This window comes from Pseudomonas sp. CCC4.1 (assembly GCF_035019225.1).
GTDB classification, from domain to species: Bacteria; Pseudomonadota; Gammaproteobacteria; order Pseudomonadales; family Pseudomonadaceae; genus Aquipseudomonas; species Aquipseudomonas bubulae.
Genome location: NZ_JASJWL010000008.1, coordinates 1 through 22831, shown reverse-complemented (window position 1 = coordinate 22831; position 22831 = coordinate 1). Strand labels below are relative to the sequence as shown.

At 59.7% G+C, this 22831-nt stretch carries 22 protein-coding genes, 1 tRNA gene and 1 pseudogene; 14 read left to right on the top strand and 10 right to left on the bottom strand.

Annotated features, from left to right (window positions below; translation table 11 throughout):
- Positions 1 to 49 precede the first annotated feature (49 nt).
- On the bottom strand, positions 50 to 1441 hold the full coding sequence (locus QN377_RS05315; protein ID WP_095019363.1) for a heavy metal sensor histidine kinase: 1392 nt from the start codon (positions 1439 to 1441) through the stop codon (positions 50 to 52).
- Positions 1441 to 2121 (bottom strand): heavy metal response regulator transcription factor, encoded by a 681-nt coding sequence (locus QN377_RS05310; RefSeq protein ID WP_095002193.1) that lies wholly within the window; start codon positions 2119 to 2121, stop codon positions 1441 to 1443. The genes QN377_RS05315 and QN377_RS05310 overlap by 1 nt, the downstream gene beginning before the upstream one ends.
- Positions 2122 to 2276: 155 nt before the next feature.
- Here QN377_RS05310 and QN377_RS05305 point away from each other — a divergent pair, with 155 nt between their 5' ends.
- Entirely contained in the window at positions 2277 to 2813 is a 537-nt protein-coding gene (locus QN377_RS05305) for a cupredoxin domain-containing protein (protein WP_095019362.1), read from the top strand.
- An 81-nt stretch (positions 2814 to 2894) separates the two neighbouring features.
- Entirely contained in the window at positions 2895 to 3725 is an 831-nt protein-coding gene (gene queF / locus QN377_RS05300; protein ID WP_095019361.1) for an NADPH-dependent 7-cyano-7-deazaguanine reductase QueF, read from the top strand.
- A 109-nt stretch (positions 3726 to 3834) separates the two neighbouring features.
- On the opposite strand, the gene QN377_RS05295 is transcribed toward queF, so the two are convergent.
- Complete coding sequence (locus QN377_RS05295; RefSeq protein ID WP_095002190.1) at positions 3835 to 4308, bottom strand: peroxiredoxin; 474 nt, start codon at positions 4306 to 4308, stop codon at positions 3835 to 3837.
- 13 nt (positions 4309 to 4321) lie between these two features.
- A complete protein-coding gene (locus QN377_RS05290) occupies positions 4322 to 4882 on the bottom strand; it encodes a glycine cleavage system protein R (RefSeq protein WP_016780071.1) in 561 nt (186 codons plus the stop codon).
- A 327-nt stretch (positions 4883 to 5209) separates the two neighbouring features.
- Here QN377_RS05290 and dapA point away from each other — a divergent pair, with 327 nt between their 5' ends.
- The 5 genes from dapA to QN377_RS05265 all read left to right on the top strand — a co-directional run bounded on the left by dapA (position 5210) and on the right by QN377_RS05265 (position 8907).
- Entirely contained in the window at positions 5210 to 6088 is an 879-nt protein-coding gene (gene dapA / locus QN377_RS05285) for a 4-hydroxy-tetrahydrodipicolinate synthase (protein WP_095002189.1), read from the top strand.
- A gap of 17 nt (positions 6089 to 6105) precedes the next feature.
- A complete protein-coding gene (gene bamC / locus QN377_RS05280; RefSeq protein ID WP_095002188.1) occupies positions 6106 to 7221 on the top strand; it encodes an outer membrane protein assembly factor BamC in 1116 nt (371 codons plus the stop codon).
- Between the two features lie 4 nt (positions 7222 to 7225).
- Positions 7226 to 7984 (top strand): MBL fold metallo-hydrolase, encoded by a 759-nt coding sequence (locus tag QN377_RS05275; RefSeq protein ID WP_095002187.1) that lies wholly within the window; start codon positions 7226 to 7228, stop codon positions 7982 to 7984.
- A 28-nt stretch (positions 7985 to 8012) separates the two neighbouring features.
- Entirely contained in the window at positions 8013 to 8726 is a 714-nt protein-coding gene (gene purC / locus QN377_RS05270) for a phosphoribosylaminoimidazolesuccinocarboxamide synthase (protein ID WP_019410660.1), read from the top strand.
- 91 nt (positions 8727 to 8817) lie between these two features.
- Positions 8818 to 8907 (top strand) — tRNA-Ser (locus QN377_RS05265).
- Between the two features lie 86 nt (positions 8908 to 8993).
- Here QN377_RS05265 and QN377_RS05260 read toward each other — a convergent pair.
- The gene (locus tag QN377_RS05260; RefSeq protein WP_322213277.1) at positions 8994 to 10568 is read right to left on the bottom strand and encodes a sensor domain-containing diguanylate cyclase; all 1575 of its coding nucleotides are present in this window, start codon (positions 10566 to 10568) and stop codon (positions 8994 to 8996) included.
- 329 nt (positions 10569 to 10897) lie between these two features.
- Here QN377_RS05260 and QN377_RS05255 point away from each other — a divergent pair, with 329 nt between their 5' ends.
- Positions 10898 to 11947, top strand: a complete 1050-nt coding sequence (locus tag QN377_RS05255; protein WP_322213276.1) for an alpha/beta hydrolase — start codon at positions 10898 to 10900, stop codon at positions 11945 to 11947.
- 15 nt (positions 11948 to 11962) lie between these two features.
- A pseudogene (locus QN377_RS05250) lies at positions 11963 to 12451 on the top strand (cupin domain-containing protein); the annotation flags it as partial.
- Between the two features lie 65 nt (positions 12452 to 12516).
- On the opposite strand, the gene QN377_RS05245 reads toward QN377_RS05250, so the two are convergent.
- The 4 genes from QN377_RS05245 to poxB form a co-directional block, all read right to left on the bottom strand.
- Positions 12517 to 13410 (bottom strand): LysR family transcriptional regulator, encoded by an 894-nt coding sequence (locus QN377_RS05245; RefSeq protein WP_095019351.1) that lies wholly within the window; start codon positions 13408 to 13410, stop codon positions 12517 to 12519.
- Between the two features lie 24 nt (positions 13411 to 13434).
- Complete coding sequence (map, locus tag QN377_RS05240) at positions 13435 to 14226, bottom strand: type I methionyl aminopeptidase (RefSeq protein WP_095019350.1); 792 nt, start codon at positions 14224 to 14226, stop codon at positions 13435 to 13437.
- Positions 14223 to 14465, bottom strand: coding sequence for a ParD-like family protein (locus QN377_RS05235; RefSeq protein ID WP_016780087.1), 243 nt, complete (start codon positions 14463 to 14465; stop codon positions 14223 to 14225). Before QN377_RS05235 ends, map begins: the two co-directional genes overlap by 4 nt.
- 227 nt (positions 14466 to 14692) lie before the next feature.
- Complete coding sequence (gene poxB, locus QN377_RS05230; RefSeq protein ID WP_095002179.1) at positions 14693 to 16414, bottom strand: ubiquinone-dependent pyruvate dehydrogenase; 1722 nt, start codon at positions 16412 to 16414, stop codon at positions 14693 to 14695.
- Positions 16415 to 16762: 348 nt separating this feature from the next.
- Here poxB and QN377_RS05225 point away from each other — a divergent pair, with 348 nt between their 5' ends.
- Positions 16763 to 18142, top strand: a complete 1380-nt coding sequence (locus QN377_RS05225; RefSeq protein ID WP_095002178.1) for a glutamine synthetase family protein — start codon at positions 16763 to 16765, stop codon at positions 18140 to 18142.
- A 93-nt stretch (positions 18143 to 18235) separates the two neighbouring features.
- Positions 18236 to 18886 carry a class I SAM-dependent methyltransferase gene (locus QN377_RS05220; RefSeq protein ID WP_095019348.1) on the top strand — a complete coding sequence of 217 codons (651 nt, stop codon included), beginning with the start codon at positions 18236 to 18238 and terminating at the stop codon, positions 18884 to 18886.
- Here QN377_RS05220 and ampC read toward each other — a convergent pair.
- Positions 18883 to 20037, bottom strand: a complete 1155-nt coding sequence (ampC, locus tag QN377_RS05215; RefSeq protein WP_095019347.1) for a class C beta-lactamase — start codon at positions 20035 to 20037, stop codon at positions 18883 to 18885. The two genes, QN377_RS05220 and ampC, sit on opposite strands and share 4 nt — an antisense overlap.
- 251 nt (positions 20038 to 20288) lie before the next feature.
- Between ampC and rnd the strand changes: the two genes are divergently transcribed.
- The 3 genes from rnd to QN377_RS05200 all read left to right on the top strand — a co-directional run bounded on the left by rnd (position 20289) and on the right by QN377_RS05200 (position 22771).
- Positions 20289 to 21422, top strand: coding sequence for a ribonuclease D (gene rnd, locus QN377_RS05210; RefSeq protein WP_095019346.1), 1134 nt, complete (start codon positions 20289 to 20291; stop codon positions 21420 to 21422).
- On the top strand, positions 21419 to 21712 hold the full coding sequence (locus QN377_RS05205) for a YcgL domain-containing protein (RefSeq protein WP_095002174.1): 294 nt from the start codon (positions 21419 to 21421) through the stop codon (positions 21710 to 21712). The genes rnd and QN377_RS05205 overlap by 4 nt, the downstream gene beginning before the upstream one ends.
- Positions 21713 to 21838: 126 nt before the next feature.
- The gene (locus QN377_RS05200) at positions 21839 to 22771 is read left to right on the top strand and encodes a D-2-hydroxyacid dehydrogenase (RefSeq protein WP_095002173.1); all 933 of its coding nucleotides are present in this window, start codon (positions 21839 to 21841) and stop codon (positions 22769 to 22771) included.
- Positions 22772 to 22831 lie beyond the last annotated feature (60 nt).

Genomic DNA, 22831 nt, shown 5'->3' with positions numbered 1-22831 from the left:
GGAGGGAGAGGGGACTAAAGGCAAAAGCAGTTCTGCGCAGCGCCACAAATCAGCTCCCTCTCCCTCCGGGAGAGGGCTGGGGTGAGGGCAGCTTTGCTGGCAGCTCCACGACAAACCGCGTTACCCCCTCCTGCGACTCACAGCAGATCTGCCCGCCATGGGCACGAATGATCGACTGGGTGATCGCCAGCCCCAGCCCCGCATGCTCACTGCTGCCTTCACGGCGTGCCGGATCTGCCCGGTAAAACCGGTCAAACAGGCGTGGCAGCAGTTCTGCAGGGATTCCCGTGCCCGTGTTCTCGATGCTGATGCGCGCAGTGCCCGGCAAAGCCTCAATCAGCACTTTGATCGCGCCACCCGCCGGCGTATAGCGCAAGGCGTTATCCAGCAGGTTGGAAAGGGCGCGGCGCAGCATGCTGCGGTCGCCTGCAAGAAGTGCATTGCCTTCGCGGGTCAGTTCAATGTGCGAGTCTTCGGCCAGCAGCGCATAAAACTCCAGTAATGCCTCCACTTCCTGACCCAGATCCAGGGCTTCGCGCCGAGGCGTAAGCAAGCCGTGATCGGCCTTGGCCAGATAGAGCATGTCGTTGACCAGTTGCGCCATCCATTGCAGCTCTTCAAGGTTGCTATGCAGTGCCTCGCGGTATTCTTCAATGCCCCGGGGGCGGGTCAGGGTGACCTGGGTGTGGGTCAGCAGGTTGGACAATGGCGTACGCAGTTCATGTGCGATGTCGGCGGAGAATGCCGACAATCGCTGGAATGAATCGTCCAGTCGCGCAAGCATGGCGTTAAAAGCCGTGGCCAGCTCTGCCAGTTCAGCGGGCATTTGTTCCTGGGGCAGGCGGGCGTTAAGCGAGTCGGCCGAAACGCTGGCTGCGATCGCGCTCATGCGGCGCAGAGGGCGCAAGCCGCTGCGGGCTGCCCACGCACCGAGAATCGCCGTGGCCAGTGCCGACAGGCCTACAGTCATCCAGATCAATCTCTGCATGCGCTGCAGGAAGTGCTGGTGGTGGGTGATATCCAGCAACAGGGTCAGATGCGGCGCATCGGGGCTGTCGGTCTGCGGTACCAGAACACGGTAATCGGTGCCGTTTATTTGCAGGCTGCCCAGGCCCGGGCGGGTCTCAAGCTCCAGTGGCAGGCGCGGTGAGCTGTCAAACCATAGATGCCCGTCCGGGCCGCGCACCCGTATCGCCAGGTCCGGCTGGTGGGCCAGATCCTGCATCAGGGCGGGCAGGCGCAGGGTGAAGCGTTCAAGGGTGTCAGCCCCTTGCAGCGTACTGCGTAGTACGGCGAGGCGACTTTCCATCAGTTGCTGGTCGAGCTCGACAAAATGCACCTCGCTGGCGCGCCCGAACAGCACCCCGGCAAACAGCGATACCACGGCGGTACAACCGGCAAACAGCAGCGCCAGGCGGCTGCTCAACGACAGGCGGCGCATCAACTGCTGCGCTCTTCAAGCACATAACCCATGCCGCGCACGGTGTGGATCAGCTTCTGCTCATGGTTGTCGTCGATTTTCAGGCGCAGGCGGCGAATCGCCACTTCGATGACGTTGGTGTCGCTGTCAAAGTTCATGTCCCATACCTGTGAAGCAATCAAGGACTTGGGCAGCACTTCTCCCTGACGGCGTAGCAGCAGCTCCAGCAGGGCGAATTCCTTGGCGGTAAGGTCGATGCGCTGGCCGTTGCGCTCAACACGGCGGCGGATCAGATCCAGGCGCAGGTCGGCCAGTTGCAGGCTGGTCTCCTGGGGAGTGTTGCTGCCGCGGCGCAACAGGCTGCGAACCCGTGCCAGCAGCTCGGAAAAGGCGAACGGCTTGACCAGATAATCATCGGCCCCTAGCTCCAGGCCGTGGACGCGGTCAGCGACCGCATCCCGTGCGGTCAAAAACAGCACCGGCATGCTCAGTCCGGCGCTACGCACCGCTTGCAGGATTTGCCAGCCATCACGGCCGGGCAGCATGACGTCGAGAATCAGCAGCGAGTAATCCCCGGTCAGGGCCAGGTGTTGCCCGGTAATACCGTCGGCCGCCAGTTCGGTGGTGAACCCGGCCTCGCTCAGGCCCTGGCGCAAGTACTGTCCGGTTTTGACCTGGTCTTCGACTATCAGCAGTTTCATGGTCGACTCATCATAAAAATTAACCTCAGCCTTATACCTTGGTGCAGGTTATGCAGGGTCAAGCTGACAAAGTTGTAATCTTGCAGTCAGTTGAATGCCAGTGCCGAGACTTTAAAGTAGTGCCAAGCCTGACATTTTTGTTTCTGGGAGTAAGTATGACCGCACGTATCCGTTTGTCGCTTGCTGGCTGTTTTTTGGCCTTGAGCCTGCCGGTAATGGCATCGCCTGCCGGGCATTTTGATTTTGGTCAGCCCGCACCTGCCGCCAGCGCCACGCGCACGGTTGAAATCGACATGACTGATATTGCCTTCACGCCAAAGTCGCTGGATGTGAAAGCCGGTGAAACGGTGCGTTTTGTCCTGGTCAACAAAGGGCAGTTATTGCACGAGTTCAACCTGGGCAATGCCGCGATGCACGCGGCACATCAGAAAGAAATGCTCGAAATGCAGCAAAGCGGCATGCTTACCCCGACCGGTATGGGGCATGACGGCATGGATCACTCGGCAATGGGCCACGGCGCCATGAATATGCCGGGCATGAAGCACGATGACCCCAACAGCGTGCTGGTCGAGCCGGGTAAAACCGCGGAGTTGACCTGGACCTTCACCCGCGCCGACAACCTGGAATTTGCCTGTAATGTGCCGGGTCACTATCAGGCTGGCATGGTCGGCAAGGTGAAAGTTGCGCCTTAAAACGTCCTGATTGTCGGTGAACGCTGAAAGCCTGGCTTAAACCCGATAGAATTACCGGGTTTTTCTAGCCAGGTTTTTGTCATGCATCCCGCCGCCGAACATTCCCCGCTGGGCAAGTCCAGTGAATACATCAGCACTTATACCCCGTCCTTGCTGTTCCCGATCCCGCGCGCGGCGAAATGGGCCGAGCTGGGGCTGAGCGCCGAAACGCTGCCTTATGTCGGCGTGGATTTCTGGACCTGCTTCGAGCTGTCCTGGTTGTTGCCATCGGGCAAACCGGTGGTGGCCATTGGCGAGTTTTGCTTTGCCGCCGATTCGCCGAATATCGTCGAGTCCAAGTCGTTCAAGCTGTATCTCAACTCGCTGAACCAGACGGTATTTGCCGATACCCCGAGCCTTGAGGCTACATTGCGTGCAGATTTGTCGGCCGCATCCGGCAAGCCTGTCAGCGTGCGCGTACGCAGTCTGGATGAAGTTCAGGCTGATGGCGTAGCCGTATTGCCGGGTGTGTGCATTGATGACCTGGATATCACGGTCAGTGATTACGCGCAGCCGCGTCCTGAATTGCTCAAGTGCGACGATTCCCAGGTGGTTGAAGAAAGCGTCTACAGCCACTTGCTCAAATCCAACTGCCCGGTCACCAGTCAGCCGGACTGGGGCACGGTGGTGGTCGAGTACCGTGGGGCGGCGCTGGATCACGCCAGTTTGCTGGCGTACCTGGTGAGCTTTCGCCAGCATTCGGATTTTCATGAGCAGTGTGTGGAGCGGATCTTTCTCGACCTGCAGCGTTTGCTCAAGCCCGAGAAGTTGACCGTGTATGCGCGCTATGTGCGCCGTGGTGGGCTGGATATCAACCCGTACCGCAGCACCGAAGCGGTCGAGTTCCAGAATGTGCGGTTGGTGCGTCAGTAATACGCTGTGACTCATGTGGGAGCGGGCTTGCTCGCGATAGGTCTATGCGGTTTGCCTGACAAACCGCGTCGCCTGAATCGCGAGCAAGCCCGCTCCCACAGAGTTTTGCTTAGCCGTTATTCAGCGCCTTGGCCTGCTCCAGCACTGCCTCGACATGGCCTGGCACTTTCACGCCGCGCCATTGGTGACGCAACACGCCGTCCTTGTCGATCAGGAAGGTGCTGCGATCCACGCCAAGGTACTCCTTGCCGTACAGCTTTTTCAGCTTGATCACGTCAAACAGCTGGCAAAGGGCTTCGTCCTTGTCGCTCAGCAACTCAAACGGAAAACCCTGCTTGGCCTTGAAGTTCTCATGGGACTTGAGGCTGTCGCGGGACACACCAAACACTTCGGTATTGGCCGCCTGGAACTCGGCGTAATGGTCGCGAAAACCCTGGCCCTCAGTGGTGCAGCCCGGCGTGCTGTCCTTGGGATAGAAGTAGATCACTACCTGCTTGCCCTTGAGCTGCGACAGGCTGACGGTTTTTTCACTCGTCGCCGGGATCTGGAAATCGTCTACGGGTTGGTCAATTGCAACAGCCATTGAGTCGGTTTCCTTACATCGGGTTCTGTGGGCGCCAAGGTTCGATCAGTGCGTCCAGGTTCAGCGCGTCGGCGAAGTCGAGGAACTGATCACGCAGCCAGCTGATTTGCACGCCGGCCGGCAAGGTCACGGTGAAGGTGGCGTTGAGCATGGTGCCGCCGGTTTGTGGCGCCTGATAGGTATCGCACGTCAGGTTTTCCAGCTCGACGTTGTGGTCCATGAAGAACTGGCACAGCTCGTTGATGATGTCCGAGCGGTAGGCCGAGCTGACATAGGCCACGTACGGCAGCGCCTGCGGGCGGGTTTCAAGGGCCGCACTGCGTACTACATTGACGCTGAACGCGTGCTTTTTGGCCAGCGCAGGCAAGCCAGCTTCAAGGCGTGCCAGGGCGTCCCAGCTACCGGTAACTTCCAGGACCAGGGCACTGCATTCGCCGTGGCGAGTCAGGCGCGAGGTCACGACAGCGCAGCGATTTTCATGGCTGGCGCGGCACAGCACGTTAGTCAGCTCCATTGGGTTGGCGCCAAGGGCACTGATGACAAGGAATTGTTCGCGAACTGTGGGGGTGGACATTCAACCTTCCTAAAACGATGAGCGGTCAGTACGGTCGATGGGAGGCAAGTTGAGTATCAGGTAACACTTGAGCGTCAGAAGCCCGTCAATACTGCGTTCCAGGCGGTTTGCAGGCTCTGCAAAACGTGCTCGGTGGCGTTTGGGCGGGGCTTTTGGCGCTTGCTGAGGGCCTGTGAAACAGACTTGCGCACACATCAGTACCAATCAAAGGCTGAAGGGTAGCGAAAAGCAACGCGAAGGGGAATGCTCATCGGGCGCGCTGTTGCTTGTGCAAGGGTCATGGCGCCAGTACCATTACGGCTCTCTTTTTCCGGCAGGAGCGGTTGCATGATTGCGGGCAGTATGGTGGCACTGGTCACACCTATGGATGCACAAGGTCGTCTTGATTGGGACGCTCTGAGCAAACTGGTGGACTTTCACCTGCAAGAGGGCACCAACGCCATTGTTGCCGTTGGCACTACAGGTGAATCGGCAACTCTGGATGTGAACGAACACATTGAAGTGATTCGTCATGTCGTCAAGCAGGTTGCAGGGCGCATTCCGGTGATTGCCGGCACGGGCGCCAACTCGACGCGTGAAGCGATCGAACTCACCACCAATGCAAAGGCCGCTGGCGCCGATGCATGTCTGCTGGTGACACCGTATTACAACAAGCCGACCCAGGAAGGCCTGTACCAGCACTTCAAGGCGATCGCCGAAGCGGTCGATATCCCGCAGATCCTGTACAACGTTCCGGGCCGTACCGCCTGCGACATGCTGCCGGCTACCGTCATTCGTCTTTCCACCGTGCCGAACATCATCGGTATCAAGGAAGCCACCGGCGACCTGACGCGCGTACCGGCCATTCTGGCAGGGGTGAGCAGCGACTTCCTGGTGTACTCCGGCGACGACGCCACCGCAGTCGAGCTGATCCTGCTCGGCGGCAAGGGCAATATCTCGGTAACCGCCAACGTTGCTCCGCGTGACATGAGCGACCTGTGCGCTGCTGCGATGCGTGGCGATGCCGACACTGCCCGCGCGCTGCACGAAAAGCTGATGCCGCTCAATAAAACCCTGTTTATCGAATCCAACCCTATCCCCGTGAAATGGGCGCTGCATGAGATGGGCATGATGTCGGACGGTATCCGTCTGCCACTCACCTGGCTCAGCGAGCCTTGCCACGAACCACTGCGTCAGGCAATGCGCCAGTCCGGTGTCTTGGTTTAATTGAGGAAGCACTACGCATGAAGCGATTGGCCGGACTTTCCGCACTAGCCGTGATTATTTCCAGCACCAGCGGCTGCGGTTGGCTGTGGGGTCAAGAGGGTTACTTCCGCGACCGTGGCAGCGACTACCTGGAGGCGCGTCAAACCGCTCCAATGCAGTTGCCGCCGGGTGTCCAGACTGACAAGCGCCTTGTGCCGCTGTTGCCGATCCCCAGCAATGTGCCCGACGACAACGTCAAGGGCGAGTTTGAAGTACCGCGTCCACAGCCGTTGGCTGTAGCCGCCAGTGCCAGCGATTTCAGCCTGCAGAAAAGTGGCGACAGCCGCTGGGTCATGGCGCAGCGTTCGCCGTCAGAAGTCTGGCCGGTAGCGATGCAGTTCTTCCAGGACAATGGCTTCCGCATCGACGAACAGCGCCCGCAAACCGGCGAGTTCACCACGAGCTGGCAGCGTGCTGACGAGCTTTCCGCTCCGATCGCCCGCCATGTGGGCAGCAGCGGCCTGGCCTCCGACAGCGAAACCCGCCTGCGGGTACGCATCGAGCCGGGTGTGCAGCGCAATACCAGCGAAATCTACGTGGTCAGTGCCAACCGCCCGGCCGGTAGCAGTGCCAACGTCGACTTTGGCAACCGCTCGGTCAACACCGGTCTGGATGCAGCCCTGGTTGATGAAATGCTGATCAGCATGAGCCGCAACGCCGAGAAGGGCGGTTCGGTTTCGCTGCTGGCTGCCCGTGATTTCGACACCCCTGCGCGTGTGAGCCTGAACGAAGACGGCAGCGGCAACCCGGTGCTGACCCTGACCGAAGACCTCGACCGTGCCTGGTCTAGCGTAGGTCGTGCACTTGAACAGGGCGAATGGCGCGTTGAAGACATCAACCGCACGTTGGGCCTGTACTACATCAACCTCGCCGAAAAAGCCGAGAAGAAGGACGAGAAACCTGGTTTCTTCTCCGGTCTCTTTGGCAGCAAGCCGGACAAGGAAGAAGTTGAAGCCCGTGCCCAGCGCTATCAGGTTCGCCTGAGCAAGGTGGGTGAAAGCGTGCAAGTGACCGTCGAAGAAAACATCAACACCGTTGCCTCGCCAGAAGTGGCGCGCAAGGTGCTGGGCGTTATCCAAGACAACCTGGGCTGATTGTATGCGTTTTGCCGTTCTCGGCAGTGGTAGCCAAGGGAATGGCACGCTGATAGCCAGCGACAGCACCTATGTACTGGTCGATTGCGGTTTCTCGTTGCGAGAAACCGAGCGTCGTCTCGCCAGGCTGGGCATCAGCGCTCACCAGCTGAGCGCGATTCTGGTCACCCACGAACATGCCGACCATGTGCATGGCGTGGGTTTGCTGTCGCGGCGCTACAATTTGCCGGTGTACATGAGTCGTGGTACCCAGCGCGGGATGCGCAAGCCTCTGGAGGCCGCCGGTTACGTGGCGGGTGGCCAGACGCTGCAAATCGGAGCCTTGAATATCAGTGTGACCCTGGTCGCCCATGATGCCCAGGAGCCCACCCAGTATGTATTCAGTGACGGCAAGCGGCGGTTCGGCTTGCTGACCGACCTGGGTTCGTATTGTGCTGGCGTGCTGGACAGCTATCGCGACCTGGATGCGCTGATGATTGAAGCCAACCACTGTCGGGACCTGCTTGCCCGTGGTCACTACCCTGCGTTTCTCAAGCGCCGGGTAGGGGGCCAGGAAGGACATTTGAACAACCACCAGGCCGCAAGCCTGGTGGCCGAGTTGGGCTGGCAAGACCTGCAACACCTGGTACTGGCCCACCTCAGCAGCAAGAACAACCTGCCGCAGCTGGCCCGGCAATGTTTTGTCGACACCCTAGGGTGCGACCCGGACTGGCTGCAACTGGCCGATCAAGATTCAGGGCTCGACTGGCGCACAATCGCCTAGCCCACCTACTTAGCATGCGGAGCCCATCATGGAAAAACGTGAAGAACTCTATCGCGGTAAAGCGAAATCGGTTTACAAGACCGACGACGAAAACCGCTTGATCCTGCTGTTTCGCAACGACACTTCGGCGTTCGACGGCAAGCGTATCGAACAACTTGATCGCAAGGGCATGGTGAACAACAAGTTCAACGCCTTCATCATGCAGAAACTCGAAGAAGCCGGCGTGCCGACCCAATTCGACAAACTGCTGGGTGACAACGAGTGCCTGGTGAAGAAACTCGACATGATCCCGGTCGAGTGCGTTGTGCGTAACTACGCAGCGGGCAGCCTGGTCAAGCGTCTGGGTGTGGAAGAGGGCATGAAGCTCAACCCGTACACCTTCGAACTGTTCCTCAAGGACGACGCCAAGGGCGACCCGTTCATCAACGAATCCCACGTCGTGGCTTTCGGTTGGGGCACTGCCGAGCAACTGGTTCGCATGAAAGAACTGTCGCTCAAGGTCAACGACGTACTGAACAAGCTGTTCGATGACGCTGGCTTGCTGCTGGTCGACTTCAAACTTGAGTTCGGCGTATTCCACGACGGCTCCATCGTCCTGGGTGACGAATTCAGCCCGGACGGCTGCCGTCTGTGGGACAAGGCTACCGGCAAGAAAATGGACAAGGACCGCTTCCGTCAGGGTCTGGGCGACGTAATCGAAGCCTACGAAGAAGTTGCAAACCGCCTCGGCGTCCCACTTTAAGCAGTAAAGGCGCGCAAGCAACTGATACAGCGCGGTTTTTTTGAAAAAAGGCTTTGCCATAATCAAAAACCGCGCTATTATTCGCGCCGTTGGAGAGATGCCAGAGTGGCCGAATGGGACGGATTCGAAATCCGTTGTACTGGCGACAGTACCTAGGGTTCGAATCCCTATCTCTCCGCCATTATTGAACAAGACGAAGCCCCTGAAATGGTTGAACATTTCAGGGGCTTTTTCGTGGGCGTCGATAAATGCGGTGCCCATTTCCCCTCAGGCAGACACCACCCGGTTGCGCCCGCTTTCCTTGGCACGGTAAAGGCGTTCGTCGGCCAGTTTTAGTACTTGCTGCGGTGTCATTGGCGCGCCGGCCTTGCTGGCAACACCTATGGAGATTGTCAGGTTGCCGACTTGCGGTATGCGAGCGTCTGCGATGCTTTGGCGTATGCGTTCGGCGATGGCTCTGGCCGTTTCTTGCGTGGTATCCGGTAGCAGCAGCGAAAATTCCTCCCCGCCGCTGCGACATGCCAGGTTGTTTGCCCGTGAGTTTTGCTTGAGGATTTCGGCAACCTGCTTGAGTGCAACGTCGCCAGCGTCATGCCCGAATGTGTCATTGACCCGCTTGAAATGATCAATATCCAGTGCCAGTACCGTGTAGGGCTGCTGGGTCTGCTCCAGCACGCTCAGTAGTTCTTCCATGGCCCGGCGATTGGCCAGGCCGGTGAGAGGGTCACTTTGCGCCTCGTGGCTGAGGCGGCCAAGCTTTTGCTGCAGCAGTTGCACGCCCGCCAGCATGGCCTGGCGGATGGCCGAAGCATCGTGGTACCAGGCGTTGATACGTTGCAGCAACTCCGTAGTCTGCGGCGCGGACAACTGTTGCGCCGCGGCAGACAGCAGGCGCAGGGGCCGGGCGATCAGCGTTGTGCCGACGAATACCAGTACCATCCCCAGAAGCCCGGCCGGAATCATGCCCATGATCATGTCGTGCATAAGCCGGCGCAAGGTCGCCTGACTATGCTCCCTGGGTTGTTGCACCACTACCGCCCAATTTGAGTCCGGGACCTGGCTGTAACCTGCCAGCATTTCGACGCCTTCGGAATTCCTTATTTCCATCGAACCGCGTTCGCCGCCCAGGGCCGCATCAACCGCAAGGTTTTCACCAAGCACTTCAGAGATACGCGCAGGATTGGGGTGGTAGAGCAGTCGACGATTGCTGTCGGCCACAAACGCAAAAGTGCCTTCGTGATGAAAGTGGCTGCTGATGACGGTGTGCAAGGCACTTTGATCAAGCAGGTAAATAGACCCGACCACGGCGCCGAGAAACACACCGGCCTTGCTGAAAACAGGTTCTGATACGAATACGATCAAGTTGCCCTGGCGGGATACATAGGTCGAGCTGACCAGTGCCCGGCGCTCTTGGAGTACTTGCCTGATACCGCTGGCCGGGACGTTGGAACCGACAATCTGCGCCTGTGGCGGATTCGAGGCCAGGACTTTGCCGTTGGCATCGAGGATTTCGACGGAGTTGAAATACTGATCCTGTGCCTCCAGCCTCAAGGCTTCTTCATGCAGCACCTGGGGATCGTCCCAGTGCTTGCCGAGGATTTTGGCGCTGTAGTTCAGGTTGTTGTGGGCTGCGCGCAAGAACTCACCAATGCTGGAGGCAACTTTTGCCGCATAGGCAGCATTGGACTCCAGGGTCGAATGGATCAGGGCGTCGCGTTGTACGCGATAGGCCACCACAAGGCTGTTGCACAGGGTCGCCAGGACTGACGCCAGAACAATGCAGAGGATCAGGCCGCGCAGGTTTACGGGCAATGGGCGTGATGGTTTAAAGCTGTCGGTCATGGGCATGTTCGATAAGCGCAAAAAAACTTGAATAGAGGTTTGGACTCCAGAACCTGGCGGTGCGCAGGTCACTAGCAGAGTAGGTAGGGGTGAGCGCTCTGTCACACCCGTAAACAAGAATAATTGCTGAGCTGCGGCTATCGCCCGCTTGCGGCCGACGGCGGGTGCCAATCACCAGTCGGTGGATTTATGCGTAATTGGTATAAGTGCTATCAATAAAGCCGCGTTTATCAATGAATTCCTACGCGCTAAGTTACTTCTGTATTGAATACGCGCACACCTCTGGTGGCCGTTTCCTACAGAAGTTTTAACTTGAAAGGGAGATTCCTGTGACGTTTACGGTGCTTAAAGCCACGTTTATGGCCGCAATGGTCGGCATGTCCGCCGCGGAGGCGGGGGACTACAAGACCAACCTGTTCACCCTGACCTACGCGGGTGCGATCACTCGCAACGAGCCAGGCAAAGTCAATATCCACCCGGTCACCTACCAGCTCAATGGCCTGGACATCGCCGCCAATGTGTACACCCCCGCCAATTACGATGCGGGCAAGAAATACCCCGCCATTGTCGTCGCGCACCCCAACGGCGGGGTCAAGGAACAGGTGGCGGGCCTGTATGCCCAGCGCCTGGCGGACAGGGGCTATATCACCATCACCGCCGACGCCGCCTACCAGGGCGCCAGCGGCGGTCAGCCGCGCAACGTGGACAAGCCTGCCAACCGTGTTGAAGACATCCACGGCATGGCCGATTTTATTGCCAGTTACCCTGGGGTCGACCCCGAGCGCATGGGCCTGCTGGGCATCTGCGGCGGCGGTGGCTATGCCCTGAAGGCCGGGCAGAGCGACAAGCGCTTCCAGTCGATTGCCACCGTGAGCATGTTCAATTCAGGTCTGGTACGCCGTAATGGCTTTATGGATTCGCAACTGGACACCCTCCAGGAGCGTCTGCAGCAGGCCTCCGCTGCCCGTGCCCAGGAAGCGGCAGGTGGCGAAGTAATCTACACCGGCGATGTCAAACTCACCGACGAGCAGATCGCCAAGCTGCCCTTTGATCTGTATCGCGAAGGTTTCGAGTATTACGGCAAAACCCACTCCCACCCCAACTCGACCTTCAAATACACCCTCAGCAGCCTGATGGACCTGATGAGTTTCGACGCCACCAACCAGCTCGAATTGCTCAACAAACCGTTGCTGATGATTGCCGGCAGCAAGGCCGACACCCTGTATATGACCGAGCAGGCCTTCGCCAGGGCCACGGGCACCCAGGACAAGACACTGTTCAAGATCGATGGTGCGACCCATATCCAGACCTACTGGGTGCCTGAATATGTGGACACTGCCATTAACCAGCTGGCTGATTTCTATGCCAGAACACTCTGATTCCGGGAGGTTTGCATGAAGCGGACACTGTGGACACTTGCCATGTGTGTTGCGGCCCCCCTGGCGGGTGCCGCCGGATCGTCAGCCGTTGACGACAAGGCCCGGGCGCAGCAGATCACCCGCAGCGCCGACCAGGCCTCGACAGCGGGTCCCGAGGACTACTTTACCGGGCAGGTACGGGTCGATCCGCTGTTTGCCGCCAGCGAGGAAATCAACGCTTCGGGTGCCTACGTCACCTTTGCGCCGGGCTCCCGCTCCGCCTGGCACACTCACCCGGCCGGGCAGCGGCTGGTGGTGGTGTCCGGCGTGGGACTGACCCAGGAGTGGGGCAATCCGGTGCAGCAAATCCACCCCGGCGATGTGGTGGTTTGCCCACCGGGCGTCAAACACTGGCACGGCGCCGCAGCGGACGGTGCCATGACTCATCTGGCCGTCACCGGCAGCGTGGACGGTAAGAGCGTGACCTGGATGGAGAAAGTGACGGATGAGCAATACCAGAGCCGTTAAGTTTCAGAGCCCTGCCATGCTGGCTGCGGGGTGGACGGGCAAAGCCGTGAGCTGGCACCTCCTCAGCCTGGGTAACGCAAGGCTTCGCGCAGCAGGGTGAAGGCCGGGGAGGACTGGCGTCGGCTCGGGTAGTAGAGGTGGTAGCCGGAGTAGGGTTCGCACCAGTCCTCCAGCACACGGATCAGGCGGCCCTGCTCGATATAGGGCCGTACCACGTCTTCCGGCATATAGGCCAGGCCCAGCCCCTGCAGGACTGATTCCAGGCGCATGGCAATGTTGTTGAACACCAGTTGGCCTTCGATCCGCACGTTGAGTGCCTGGCCGTTTTTTTCGAATTCCCACATAAACAGGCCGCCGTGGGTAGGCATGCGCAGGGTGATGCAGTTGTGCGCCATGAGATCGGCCGGGATCACCGGCTTGGGGTAGTGGCTGAAGTAAGCGGGGGAGCCGATCACCGCCATGCGCATATCGGGCCCGATGCGCATGGCAATCATGTCCTTGGCCACCTGTTCGCCCAGGCGCACGCCAGCATCGAAGCCCTCGGCGACGATATCGGTCAGGCCGTAGTCGACGATAATCTCGATGCTCAAGTCCGGGTGGTCGGGCAGCAGCCGCGCCAGCACCGGCTGCAGCACCGCAATCGCCGCATGTTCCCCTGCGGTGATGCGCAATTTGCCCGCTGGCCGGTCACGGAACTTGCTGAGCAGCGCCAGCTCGCTGTTGATCTCGTCGAAGCGTGGGGCGATCACCTGCAGCAGGTGCTCGCCCGCCTGGGTCGGGGCAACGCTGCGGGTAGTGCGCGCCAGCAGGCGCACCCCCAGGCGTTCCTCGAGCTGGCGCATGGCCCGGCTCAGGGCCGGTTGCGACATGCCCAGGCGGGCGGCGGCGCGGGTAAAGCTGCGCTCCTGGGCAACTACCGCGAAGATCGCCAGTTGGTCGTAGCTTTCAACAGTCATGGCGCCGTCCCTGTGTAGTGCCCGTCAAACAATGGCGGGGTACTCGGCCAGGGTGTCCGGCCACGGGCTCAGCACCTCAAAGCCGTCGTCAGTCACGGCCACCATATGCTCCCACTGGGCCGACAGCGAGCCATCCCTGGTCACGACAGTCCAGTGGTCAGGCAGCGTCTTCACATGGCGCTTGCCAGCGTTAAGCATCGGTTCGATGGTGAAAATCATGCCGGTCTTGAGCTTCATGCCCTGGCCCGGATAACCGTAGTGCAGCACCTGCGGTTCGTCGTGATAGACCTTGCCGATGCCGTGGCCGCAATACTCGCGTACCACACTGAAGCCTTCTTTCTCGGCCAGGGTCTGGATGGCGTGGCCGATATCGCCCAGGGTTGCGCCCGGGCGGACCATGCGGATCCCGGCACACATGGCGTCGTAGGTGGTTTTCACCAGATGCCGGGCTGCGGGGCTTGGCTCGCCGACAAAGTACATGCGGCTGGTATCGCCGAACCAGCCATCCTTGACCACGGCGATATCGATATTGACGATATCGCCGTCGCGCAGCACGCGGTTGGACGGGATGCCGTGACATACCACTTCATTGACCGAAGCACATACGGTTTTGGGGAAACCGTGATAGCCCACGTTGCCGGGGATGGCCTTTTGCACGTTGACGATGTAATCGTGGCAGATCCGGTCGAGCTGGTCGGTGGTGACCCCGGCCTTGACGTGCTCGCCGATCATGGCCAGCACTTCGGCGGCCAGCTTGCCCGCGACCTTGGACTGGGCGATTTGCGCCGGGGTGTTGATAACGACGCTGGCCTTCATGAATGTGCTCCGGTTGCGAGGGGGGTGTCTTGCAGTGCCACATTCAAGTCCAGGCCGCCAGCCTGCTCGGCCCGCACCAGCAGGCGGCAGATCTGGTTGTGATCAAGGTTGGGGTGCAGTTCGGACAGCATGCCGATCCGCATCCAGTGCTCGGCTTGTGCATTGATCGAGCGGCTCAGCGCGTTGCTGGCGACCCGCAGGTTTTCGTGCATCTGCTCGGATATCTTGACGATGCCCATCAGCGTTCCAATATGAAATGTATATGGAACGTATATTAGGCGAGAGCTGCTCGTGATCGCAAGCTGTAGCGGTTTTCAATCGTGTAGAAACTCTGTTTCCGGTCAAGGTCTCCCTGTGGGAGCGGGCTTGCTCGCGATGCATGCGGCGCGGTCTGTCAGGTAAACCGCGTCAATTTCATCGCGAGCAAGCCCGCTCCCACAAAGTACTGCGGTTATTGGAGAGTTAATCAGCGCCACAAGTTGACTTTGGCCAGGTCGATCAGCTCCCGGGCGCGGCCGTCCATCACGGTCTTGAGCATAAACAGGCTGAAGCCCTTGGCCTGTTCGAACGTCTTGGTCGGCGGCATGACCAGCTCCTGACGGGCGCTGACCACATCCACCAGCACCGGGCCGTCATGGGCGAAGGCTTCGCGCAGCGCCGCTTCCAGTTCGGATGGATGCTCCACGCGAATCCCTTTAACCCCCATGGCCTGGGCCATTGCCGCAAAGTCCGGATTTTTCAGGTCGCAACCCACATCCGGGAAGCCCGCTGCCTTCATTTCCATTTCGACAAAACCCAGGGTGCCGTTGTTGAGCACGATGACCTTGACCGGCAAGCCCACCTGGCTGAGGGTGAGGAAGTCACCCATCATCATGGTGAAACCACCGTCGCCGGACATTGAGATAACCTGGCGATCCGGGTATGTCGCCTGTGCGCCGATGGCCTGCAGCATGGCATTGGCCATCGAGCCGTGGTTGAACGAGCCGATCAGGCGCCGTTTGCCGTTCATTTTCAAATAGCGGGCTGCCCACGCAGTGGGGGTGCCAACGTCGCAGGTAAAAATCGCATCCTCTGCCGCCAGCTCACTGACCAGCCGGTTGAGGTACTGGGGGTGGATGATAGAGCTGCCAGGGCCACTTTCCGCCAGGGCGTCGAGGTCTTCCCGGGCTTTTTTGTAATCGTCCAGCGCCTGGTCGAGGTGGTCGCGGTCGGGGTTTTGCATCACCTTGGGCAATACTGCCTCAAGTGTCAGCTTCACATCACCGAGCAGCCCCAGTTGCAGCGGGCAGCGATTGCCCAGGGCTTCGGGGCGCAGGTCGATCTGTGCGATATAACTGTGCTCGGGATAGAACTGGCGATAAGGAAAGTTGGTGCCCAGCATCAGCAGGGTGTCGCAGTTCATCATCGCCTTGTAACCCGAGGCGAAGCCGATCAGGCCGGTCATGCCGACGTCATAGGGGTTGTCGTATTCGACATGTTCCTTGCCGCGCAGGGCATGCACGATGGGCGCGTTCAACCGCTCGGCCAGGGCCAGGATTTCGCTATGGGCACCGGCGCAGCCTGCGCCGCACAGCAGTGTGACTTTCTTGCCGTCATTGAGAAACGACGCCAGCCGGTCGATATCGGGCGGGGCGGGACAGACCAGCGGCTGGGCAGGCTTGAGCCATTGCGCCACCTTGGCCTCGGTCGCTTGCAGCGCCACATCCCCCGGAATCACTACCACCGCCACTCCGCGTTTGGCGATGGCTGTGCGCATGGCCCGATGCAAAATCTGCGGCAGCTGCTCAGGGCGGGACACCAGTTCAACGTAGTGGCTGCATTCCTTGAACAGGCTTTCGGGGTGGGTGGCCTGAAAATAGTCGATACCGATTTCGCTGCCGGGGATGTGAGCGGCCAGTGCCAGCACCGGTACTCCGCTGCGATGGGCGTCGAACAGGCCATTGATCAAGTGCAGGTTGCCGGGGCCACAGCTGCCGGCGCAAACCGCCAGCTCGCCGGTCAAATGGGCTTCGGCCCCGGCGGCGAATGCGGCGGACTCCTCGTTGCGCATATGGATCCACTCAATCTGCTCCTGGCGACGCAAGGCGTCGGTAAAGCCATTGAGGGAATCACCCACCACGCCAAATACACGCTTTACGCCGGCTTGCTGCAGGGTTTCGGTGATGAAATCGGCAACCGTTCTGGTCATGGTGCGGGCTCCTCGAAGCAGTAGGGTGGATCAAGCAGGATAGACACTGCATGCGACCTTGCCGGGGATTGAAACGTTCACAGAGCCCGCTCCCACAGAGGCTTGATTGTTTAGCGCCGATGTAACCAAAGGTATAAATCCCTGCATTTAAACAACCCACCCGGGCGTGTGAGGCTGGGTTCCCTTTTTGGCAACGGTTGCAGGTATGAGCAGCATTCAGTGCCCCTGGCAGGCCTTCTGGGCCCTGTTTCACTGCCGTCATGCCCGCCCGCCGGATCTTCATCGTGCCGTCAAATCCTGAATATGTGCGCCCCGGCGCCTGTCTGATACGAACCGATGAGTATTGCCATGAGTGCTGCAACCGCGTTTGCCCCGCTGCAACAAGCCCTGGATTTTCTGGAATTACATCCCCACATCGAGATGTTCGAACTGTTCATCATCGACAATAACGGCGTGCCTCGCGGCAAGTTGCTGCACCGCGACGAGTTGCTGGCGGTCTACGAGAGCGGTCGGCCGCTGCCGAGCACGATTCTGGGCTTGAGCATTAACGGCGATGATGTGGAAAACACCGGCCTGGTGTGGGATGTGGGCGATATCGACTGCCGTGCCTATCCCGTCAGCGGCAGTTTGCAGCCCATGCCGTGGCGCCTGATTCCCACGGCGGCAGTACAGGTCAGCATGCATCCCCAACAGGGCATGCCCGCCACAGTGGCCGACCCCCGGCACTTGCTGGCCAAGGTTATCGATGGCCTCAAGGCCGATGGCTATTACCCGGTGATGGCGGCGGAGCTGGAGTTTTATCTGCTCGATCAGCAGCGCGACAGCAACGGTCGCCCGCAACCGGCCCGTGATGCTGATGGCCAGCGCCCGCGGGCGACCCAGGTTTACGGCTTGCGCGAGCTGGAACAGATCGAGCCGTTTCTGGCCGACTTGTACAGCGCTTGCAAGCTCCAGGGGATACCTGCACGCACGGCGATTTCCGAATATGCGCCGGGGCAGGTGGAAATTACCCTGGAGCATCGCAGTGACGCGCTGCAGGCAATGGACGAAGCGGTGCGCTACAAGCGCCTGGTCAAAGGCGTGGCGCACAAGCACGGGATGGTTGCCTGCTTTATGGCCAAGCCTTTCGATGATCTGGCCGGTACCGGCATGCACATGCATGTGAGCCTGGCCGACAAGGACGGCAACAACCTGTTTGCCAGCGAGGCAGCGGACGGTACGCCGTTACTCAGGCAGGCGGTGGGCGGAATGCTCAGCACTTTGCTCGATTCACTGTTGATGTTTTGCCCCAATGCCAACTCCTACCGCCGATTCCAGAGCAACAGTTATGCGCCGCTGGCCGCTACCTGGGGCGTGGACAACCGTACGGTGAGCCTGCGGGTGCCCGGTGGTCCGGCGTTTTCACGGCATATCGAACACCGCATATGTGGTGCCGATGCCAATCCGTACCTGGCCGCGGCAGCTATTCTGGCAGGAATCCATCGTGGCATTCGCGAGCAACTCGACCCGGGTGCGCCGGTCGAAGGCAATGGCTATGCCCAGGCCAGCGAGCGGTTGCCGACCGACTGGCTGACCACCTTGCGGGCGTTGCAGGCTTCGGAGTGGGCAAAAGAAGCCTTCGGTCCGGAGTTTCTCAAGGTCTACCTGGCCGTGAAAAACGCGGAATACCGTCAATTCATGGGCGAAGTGGGCGAGCAGGACTGGCGCTGGTATTTGCAGCAGGCGTGACCCGCCTGTTTTCATGGTTTTGTGACAATTTTTTCACTGGTGCCCCGATAATCTCTGCGTTGATCATCATCAAACACAAGAGTTCGCGGGCCCATGTCATCGCAGCCACCTTCCACCCCTATAGAGCATGAGCTCGCCGAGCAGTTTGACCGCGAGCATGCGAAGGTTTGCCTGCAAGTACAGCCCCAAGGGCTTGCCCGCAGGTTCGTGTTGTGGCGCGAGCGGCGCCTGGTGCGCCGGGCGCTCAAGGTTGCGGGCGAGCCTGGACTGATCCTGGATCTGGCTTGCGGAGCCGGGCGTTTCTGGCCGATTTTGGCCGAGCATGGCAATCGGGTGATCCTGGCCTGCGACTCGTCGCAGGCCATGCTCGATCACGCACAAACCCACCATCCCGCCGGCCTGCTGGCGCGCATCAAGCTGTTTCAAAGCTCGGTGTTTTCCATCGATATTTCGGAAAACGCCGTGGACTGCATTTTTTGCATGCAGTTGTTCCACCATGTGCGCGACAGCGATCATCGCCAGGCCATTTTGCGCGAGCTGCACAGGGTCAGTCGTGACGGCCTGATCCTTTCTGTGCCCCTTGGTCGTGCGGCGGAGCAGGGCTGTGACCCGCTCCGTATCGTGGTGAACAAGGACGAAATTGAAGGTCAATTTGAGCGGGCAGGCTTCAGTATCCTCAAACAGTACGAAGTGCTGCCCGGTTGTGGCATGGGCAGCATCTACATCTTGCGCAAGGACATTTAGTCCAGGGCCTTGAGCACCTCGTATGCCAACTTGACCCGTGCGTCGTTGGGGTAGTTCTTGTTGGCCAGAATGACGATCGATTTTTGCTTGGCAGGCACAAACACCGCGTAGGCACCAAAGCCGCCGGTTGAGCCGGTCTTGTTGACCCATACCGCCTGTTGTGGGGCCAGAGGCGGATTCAGGGCGATGGCGTCATTGTTTTCATAGGCCATGTTGTTCGAGTTGCCTTCCAACAGCGATTTGAGCTCGACAGGGTAAGGGTACTGTTCCCAGATCAGATCCTGCGTCATGGGGCCCACGCGGAAATAACCGATGTGCGTGTCAGCCAGAGCCTTGCGAATCTGCGGGCTGGTTTCGCCCTGGCCCAGGTTGAGCTCGGTAAAGTGGATCAGGTCGCGGGCGCTGGTTTTCACGCCATAGGCTTCATTGCCGAGCACGCCGGAGTTAAGCCTGACCGGTGCATCCTGCTTGTCGTAGCCCTGGGCATACAACGTCATTTTGCTGGCGGGCACGGTGTAGTAGGTGTTGTGCAGCCCCAGTGCCGGGAACAGTTGTTGCTCCATTGCCTGGGTGAACGGCAGGTTCAGGCTTTTGGCGGCAATCACGCCGAGCATGCCGATGCTTGGATTGGCGTAGCTGCGCTGGGTGCCCATCGGGTAGGCGGGTTTCCAGCGTTTGAGGTAATCCATCAACTGGCGCTCGTCCTGCACGCTGTCCGGCAGCTGCAAAGGGAAGCCGCCTGCAGTATGGGTGGCCAGATGGGCCAGGGTTACCTTGCCAAAGGGTGTGCCTTCAAGTTCCGGCTCGTATTTGCCGACGGTATCGGACAGCCAAAGCTTGCCCTGGGCCTGAGCATAAGTGGCCAGGGTTGCGGTAAACAGTTTGCTGACCGAGCCAACCTCGAACAGCGTGTCGGGGGTCACTGGCTCTTTACTGGCCTTGGACGCGACACCGAAGCTGTAAAAGTGTTGCTTGCCGTTAGCGCTCACGGCGATGACCAGGCCGGGCACGGCGTATTCTTGCATTACGTGCCTGGCGCCGTTTTGCACCACTGCATCCAGGTCAGAACCCTTTGCCAGTGCACTACTGGCAAAAGAGCAAAGGCCTATCAGCGAAAGTGCCAGTGCTGACAGTTTGCAGGTCATTTTCATGGGGTATCCTCGGTTTTTAGTGCGCAAATCTACTCGTGCCCGCTCACAGTGGCCCGACTGGCTTGTCACATAATGTGTTGTAACAAATCTTCAATGGCGTTGAGCCAGGCAATTTATAGAGGAAATCACTCTAGGGATGCGGGTTTTATATGGAAGTTTCGTAGGTTTTTTCGCGCACAACATGACGAGGCAATGTCCGGTAATCCCTGGCGGCGATATATACTGCGCGCCATTCTTCAAGGGAGAGCCGTGTGGCCATCGATATTCACTGGATTCGCGACAACGATAGCCTCGGCCAGCATTGCGCCGAATGGCAACAATTGCCGTTCGTAGCCCTCGACACCGAATTTATGCGGGTCGACACCTTTTACCCGATTGCCGGCCTGATCCAGATTGGCGACGGCACGCGGGCGTACCTGATCGACCCGTTGACCATCGACAACTGGCAGCCCCTGGCCGACCTGCTGGAAAACCAGACGGTGGTCAAAGTGCTGCATGCCTGCAGTGAAGACCTTGAGGTTTTACTGCGCCTGACCGGCAGCCTGCCGGTGCCACTGTTCGACACCCAACTGGCAGCCGCCTATCTGAACCTGGGCTTCTCCATGGGCTATTCGCGCCTGGTCAAGGAAGTCCTGGATATCGATCTGCCCAAGGGCGAGACCCGCTCCGACTGGTTGCAGCGTCCGTTGTCGGAAACCCAGATCAGCTACGCCGCCGAAGATGCCGTGCACCTGGCTGAAGTCTACAAGTTGCTGCATCCGCGCCTGTCGGCGGAAAAGTACCGCTGGGTGCTGGAAGATGGCGCCGAACTGGTCGCCAACCTGCGCCGCGAAACAGATCCTTACGAGGTGTACCGCGAAGCCAAGCTGGCGTGGAAGCTGTCACGGGCCCAACTGGCGGTATTGCGTGAAATCTGCGCCTGGCGCGAGCACGAAGCCCGTGCCCGGGACCTGCCGCGCAACCGCGTGATACGCGAGCATGCATTGTGGCCTCTGGCCAAAACCCAGCCTGATAACCTGGTGGCACTGGCGCGCATTGAAGACATGCACCCGCGCACCGTGCGTCAGGACGGTGAGTTTTTGCTTGATCTGATCAAGCGTGCTGGCAGTCTGCCGCCGGAACAATGGCCGCCCGCCGTGCCCGAGCCGTTGCCGGTTGAAGCCGCGTTGCTGATCAAGCGTCTGCGTGCCATCGGCCAGGCTGAAGCTGAGCGCCTGAACATTGCGCCGGAACTGATGCTGCGTAAGAAAACCCTGGAAGCCCTGCTTAAAAGCGGCTTCCCCAATGGCCCTTATCAATTGCCGGAATCACTGCGCGGCTGGCGCCGTGAGTTGATGGGCCAGGCCTTGCTCGATTGCCTGGCCACCGCTGGAGAACTGTCTTGAAACGTATTTGCTCGATCTACCGCAGCACCAAACGCAACGAAATGTACCTGTATGTACTCAAGGCCGATGCCCTGGAGCGCGTGCCGGAACCGCTGATGCTGGCTTTTGGCAAGCCGATCCACGCCTTTGATCTGGTGCTGACGCCCGAGCGCAAGCTGTCGCGCGAAGACATCACCAAGGTTCTGGAAAACCTCGAGAGCCAGGGCTATCACCTGCAAATGCCGCCGGCCGAAGACGAATACATCGAGCACTTGCCTGAAGAGCTGTTGCGTCGCAACGACCCGATGTAAGTGCGGCGCCAGGTGCCCGGTTCCGGGCGCCTGTCTGAAACGGACTCATTTTGATTGGCGCTGGCCGAACGCGACGGGGCAAACCTCGGCGACGGGCGCTGGCAGTGTTTTGGAAAGGTTAGAAACATGCGCGTCCTGATTGCCGAGCACGATTACCCGCTGTACACCCAACTGCTGCAGCGCCTCGCCCCGGATCTGCAACTGCAGTCCAGCGGCGATTCCGAGGAACTGTCGCGCATGGCCGGTGAATGCCCGGTGTGGCTGGGCCAGCCGGACCTGCTGGCGACCCTGCTGCGCCAGGGCCACAAGCCTGCGTGGTTGCAGTCGACCTGGGCGGGCATCACGCCGTTGTTGGCCGAAGGCCTAAAGCGTGATTATCGACTGACCCGCGCCGTGGGTATTTTTGGTCAGGTAATGGCTGAATACGTTCTGACCTACATGCTCGGCCACGAGCGTGAAGTCATGGCCCGGCTGGTCAGCCAGGTCGAGCGCAAGTGGGATAACCGCATGGGCCAGAGCCTGGTCGGGCGTAAGGTGCTGATCGTCGGGGCCGGGGATATTGGCCAGACCGTGGCGCAGTTTCTGCTGCCTTTTGGCGTTGAGTTGCATGCCATCGCCACAACCGCCCGCGAGCTGGCACCGTTCAAGGAAGTGGGTGTGCTGAGCGACTTGCCGCGCCTGGTGGGGCAGGTGGATTACGTGATCAACCTGTTGCCCAACACCCCGGACACCCATGATGTGTACGATGCCGAGCTGTTTGCGCAGTTCAATCCCAATGCCGTATTCATCAATGCCGGGCGCGGTGTGTCCGTGGTTGATGCCGATCTGGTCGAGGCTTTGCGCGTGGGGCATCTGGCGGGCGCGGTGATTGACGTCTGTCGTCAGGAGCCGCTGCCGGCCAAGCATCCGTTCTGGACGGCCTGGGGCTTGCTGTTGACCGGGCACAGCTCGGCGCCGACCTCGCCACCGATGATGGCCCAGCTGTTTGTCGACAATTTGCGTGCGTATCAGGCGGGTGAGGCATTGCGTGGCGAAGTGGATTTCGACCGCGGTTACTGATCCTGTAGATACTCTGTTGCCGGTCAAACCACTCCTGTGGGCTGTCTCTTATACACATCT

Bases quoted from the DNA above. Each gene is read 5' to 3' on its own strand.
- QN377_RS05235 (WP_016780087.1), bottom strand. From the start codon at position 14,465: ATGGGCATCGTCAAGATATCCGAGCAGATGCACGAAAACCTGCGGGTC.
- QN377_RS05290 (WP_016780071.1), bottom strand. From the start codon at position 4,882: ATGTCCACCCCCACAGTTCGCGAACAATTCCTTGTCATCAGTGCCCTT.
- queF (WP_095019361.1), top strand. From the start codon at position 2,895: ATGCATCCCGCCGCCGAACATTCCCCGCTGGGCAAGTCCAGTGAATAC.
- QN377_RS05225 (WP_095002178.1), top strand. From the start codon at position 16,763: ATGAGTGCTGCAACCGCGTTTGCCCCGCTGCAACAAGCCCTGGATTTT.
- QN377_RS05310 (WP_095002193.1), bottom strand. From the start codon at position 2,121: ATGAAACTGCTGATAGTCGAAGACCAGGTCAAAACCGGACAGTACTTG.
- QN377_RS05315 (WP_095019363.1), bottom strand. From the start codon at position 1,441: ATGCGCCGCCTGTCGTTGAGCAGCCGCCTGGCGCTGCTGTTTGCCGGT.
- bamC (WP_095002188.1), top strand. From the start codon at position 6,106: ATGAAGCGATTGGCCGGACTTTCCGCACTAGCCGTGATTATTTCCAGC.
- map (WP_095019350.1), bottom strand. From the start codon at position 14,226: ATGAAGGCCAGCGTCGTTATCAACACCCCGGCGCAAATCGCCCAGTCC.
- QN377_RS05305 (WP_095019362.1), top strand. From the start codon at position 2,277: ATGACCGCACGTATCCGTTTGTCGCTTGCTGGCTGTTTTTTGGCCTTG.
- poxB (WP_095002179.1), bottom strand. From the start codon at position 16,414: ATGACCAGAACGGTTGCCGATTTCATCACCGAAACCCTGCAGCAAGCC.
- dapA (WP_095002189.1), top strand. From the start codon at position 5,210: ATGATTGCGGGCAGTATGGTGGCACTGGTCACACCTATGGATGCACAA.
- QN377_RS05260 (WP_322213277.1), bottom strand. From the start codon at position 10,568: ATGACCGACAGCTTTAAACCATCACGCCCATTGCCCGTAAACCTGCGC.
- QN377_RS05200 (WP_095002173.1), top strand. From the start codon at position 21,839: ATGCGCGTCCTGATTGCCGAGCACGATTACCCGCTGTACACCCAACTG.
- QN377_RS05220 (WP_095019348.1), top strand. From the start codon at position 18,236: ATGTCATCGCAGCCACCTTCCACCCCTATAGAGCATGAGCTCGCCGAG.
- ampC (WP_095019347.1), bottom strand. From the start codon at position 20,037: ATGAAAATGACCTGCAAACTGTCAGCACTGGCACTTTCGCTGATAGGC.
- QN377_RS05245 (WP_095019351.1), bottom strand. From the start codon at position 13,410: ATGACTGTTGAAAGCTACGACCAACTGGCGATCTTCGCGGTAGTTGCC.
- QN377_RS05275 (WP_095002187.1), top strand. From the start codon at position 7,226: ATGCGTTTTGCCGTTCTCGGCAGTGGTAGCCAAGGGAATGGCACGCTG.
- purC (WP_019410660.1), top strand. From the start codon at position 8,013: ATGGAAAAACGTGAAGAACTCTATCGCGGTAAAGCGAAATCGGTTTAC.
- QN377_RS05295 (WP_095002190.1), bottom strand. From the start codon at position 4,308: ATGGCTGTTGCAATTGACCAACCCGTAGACGATTTCCAGATCCCGGCG.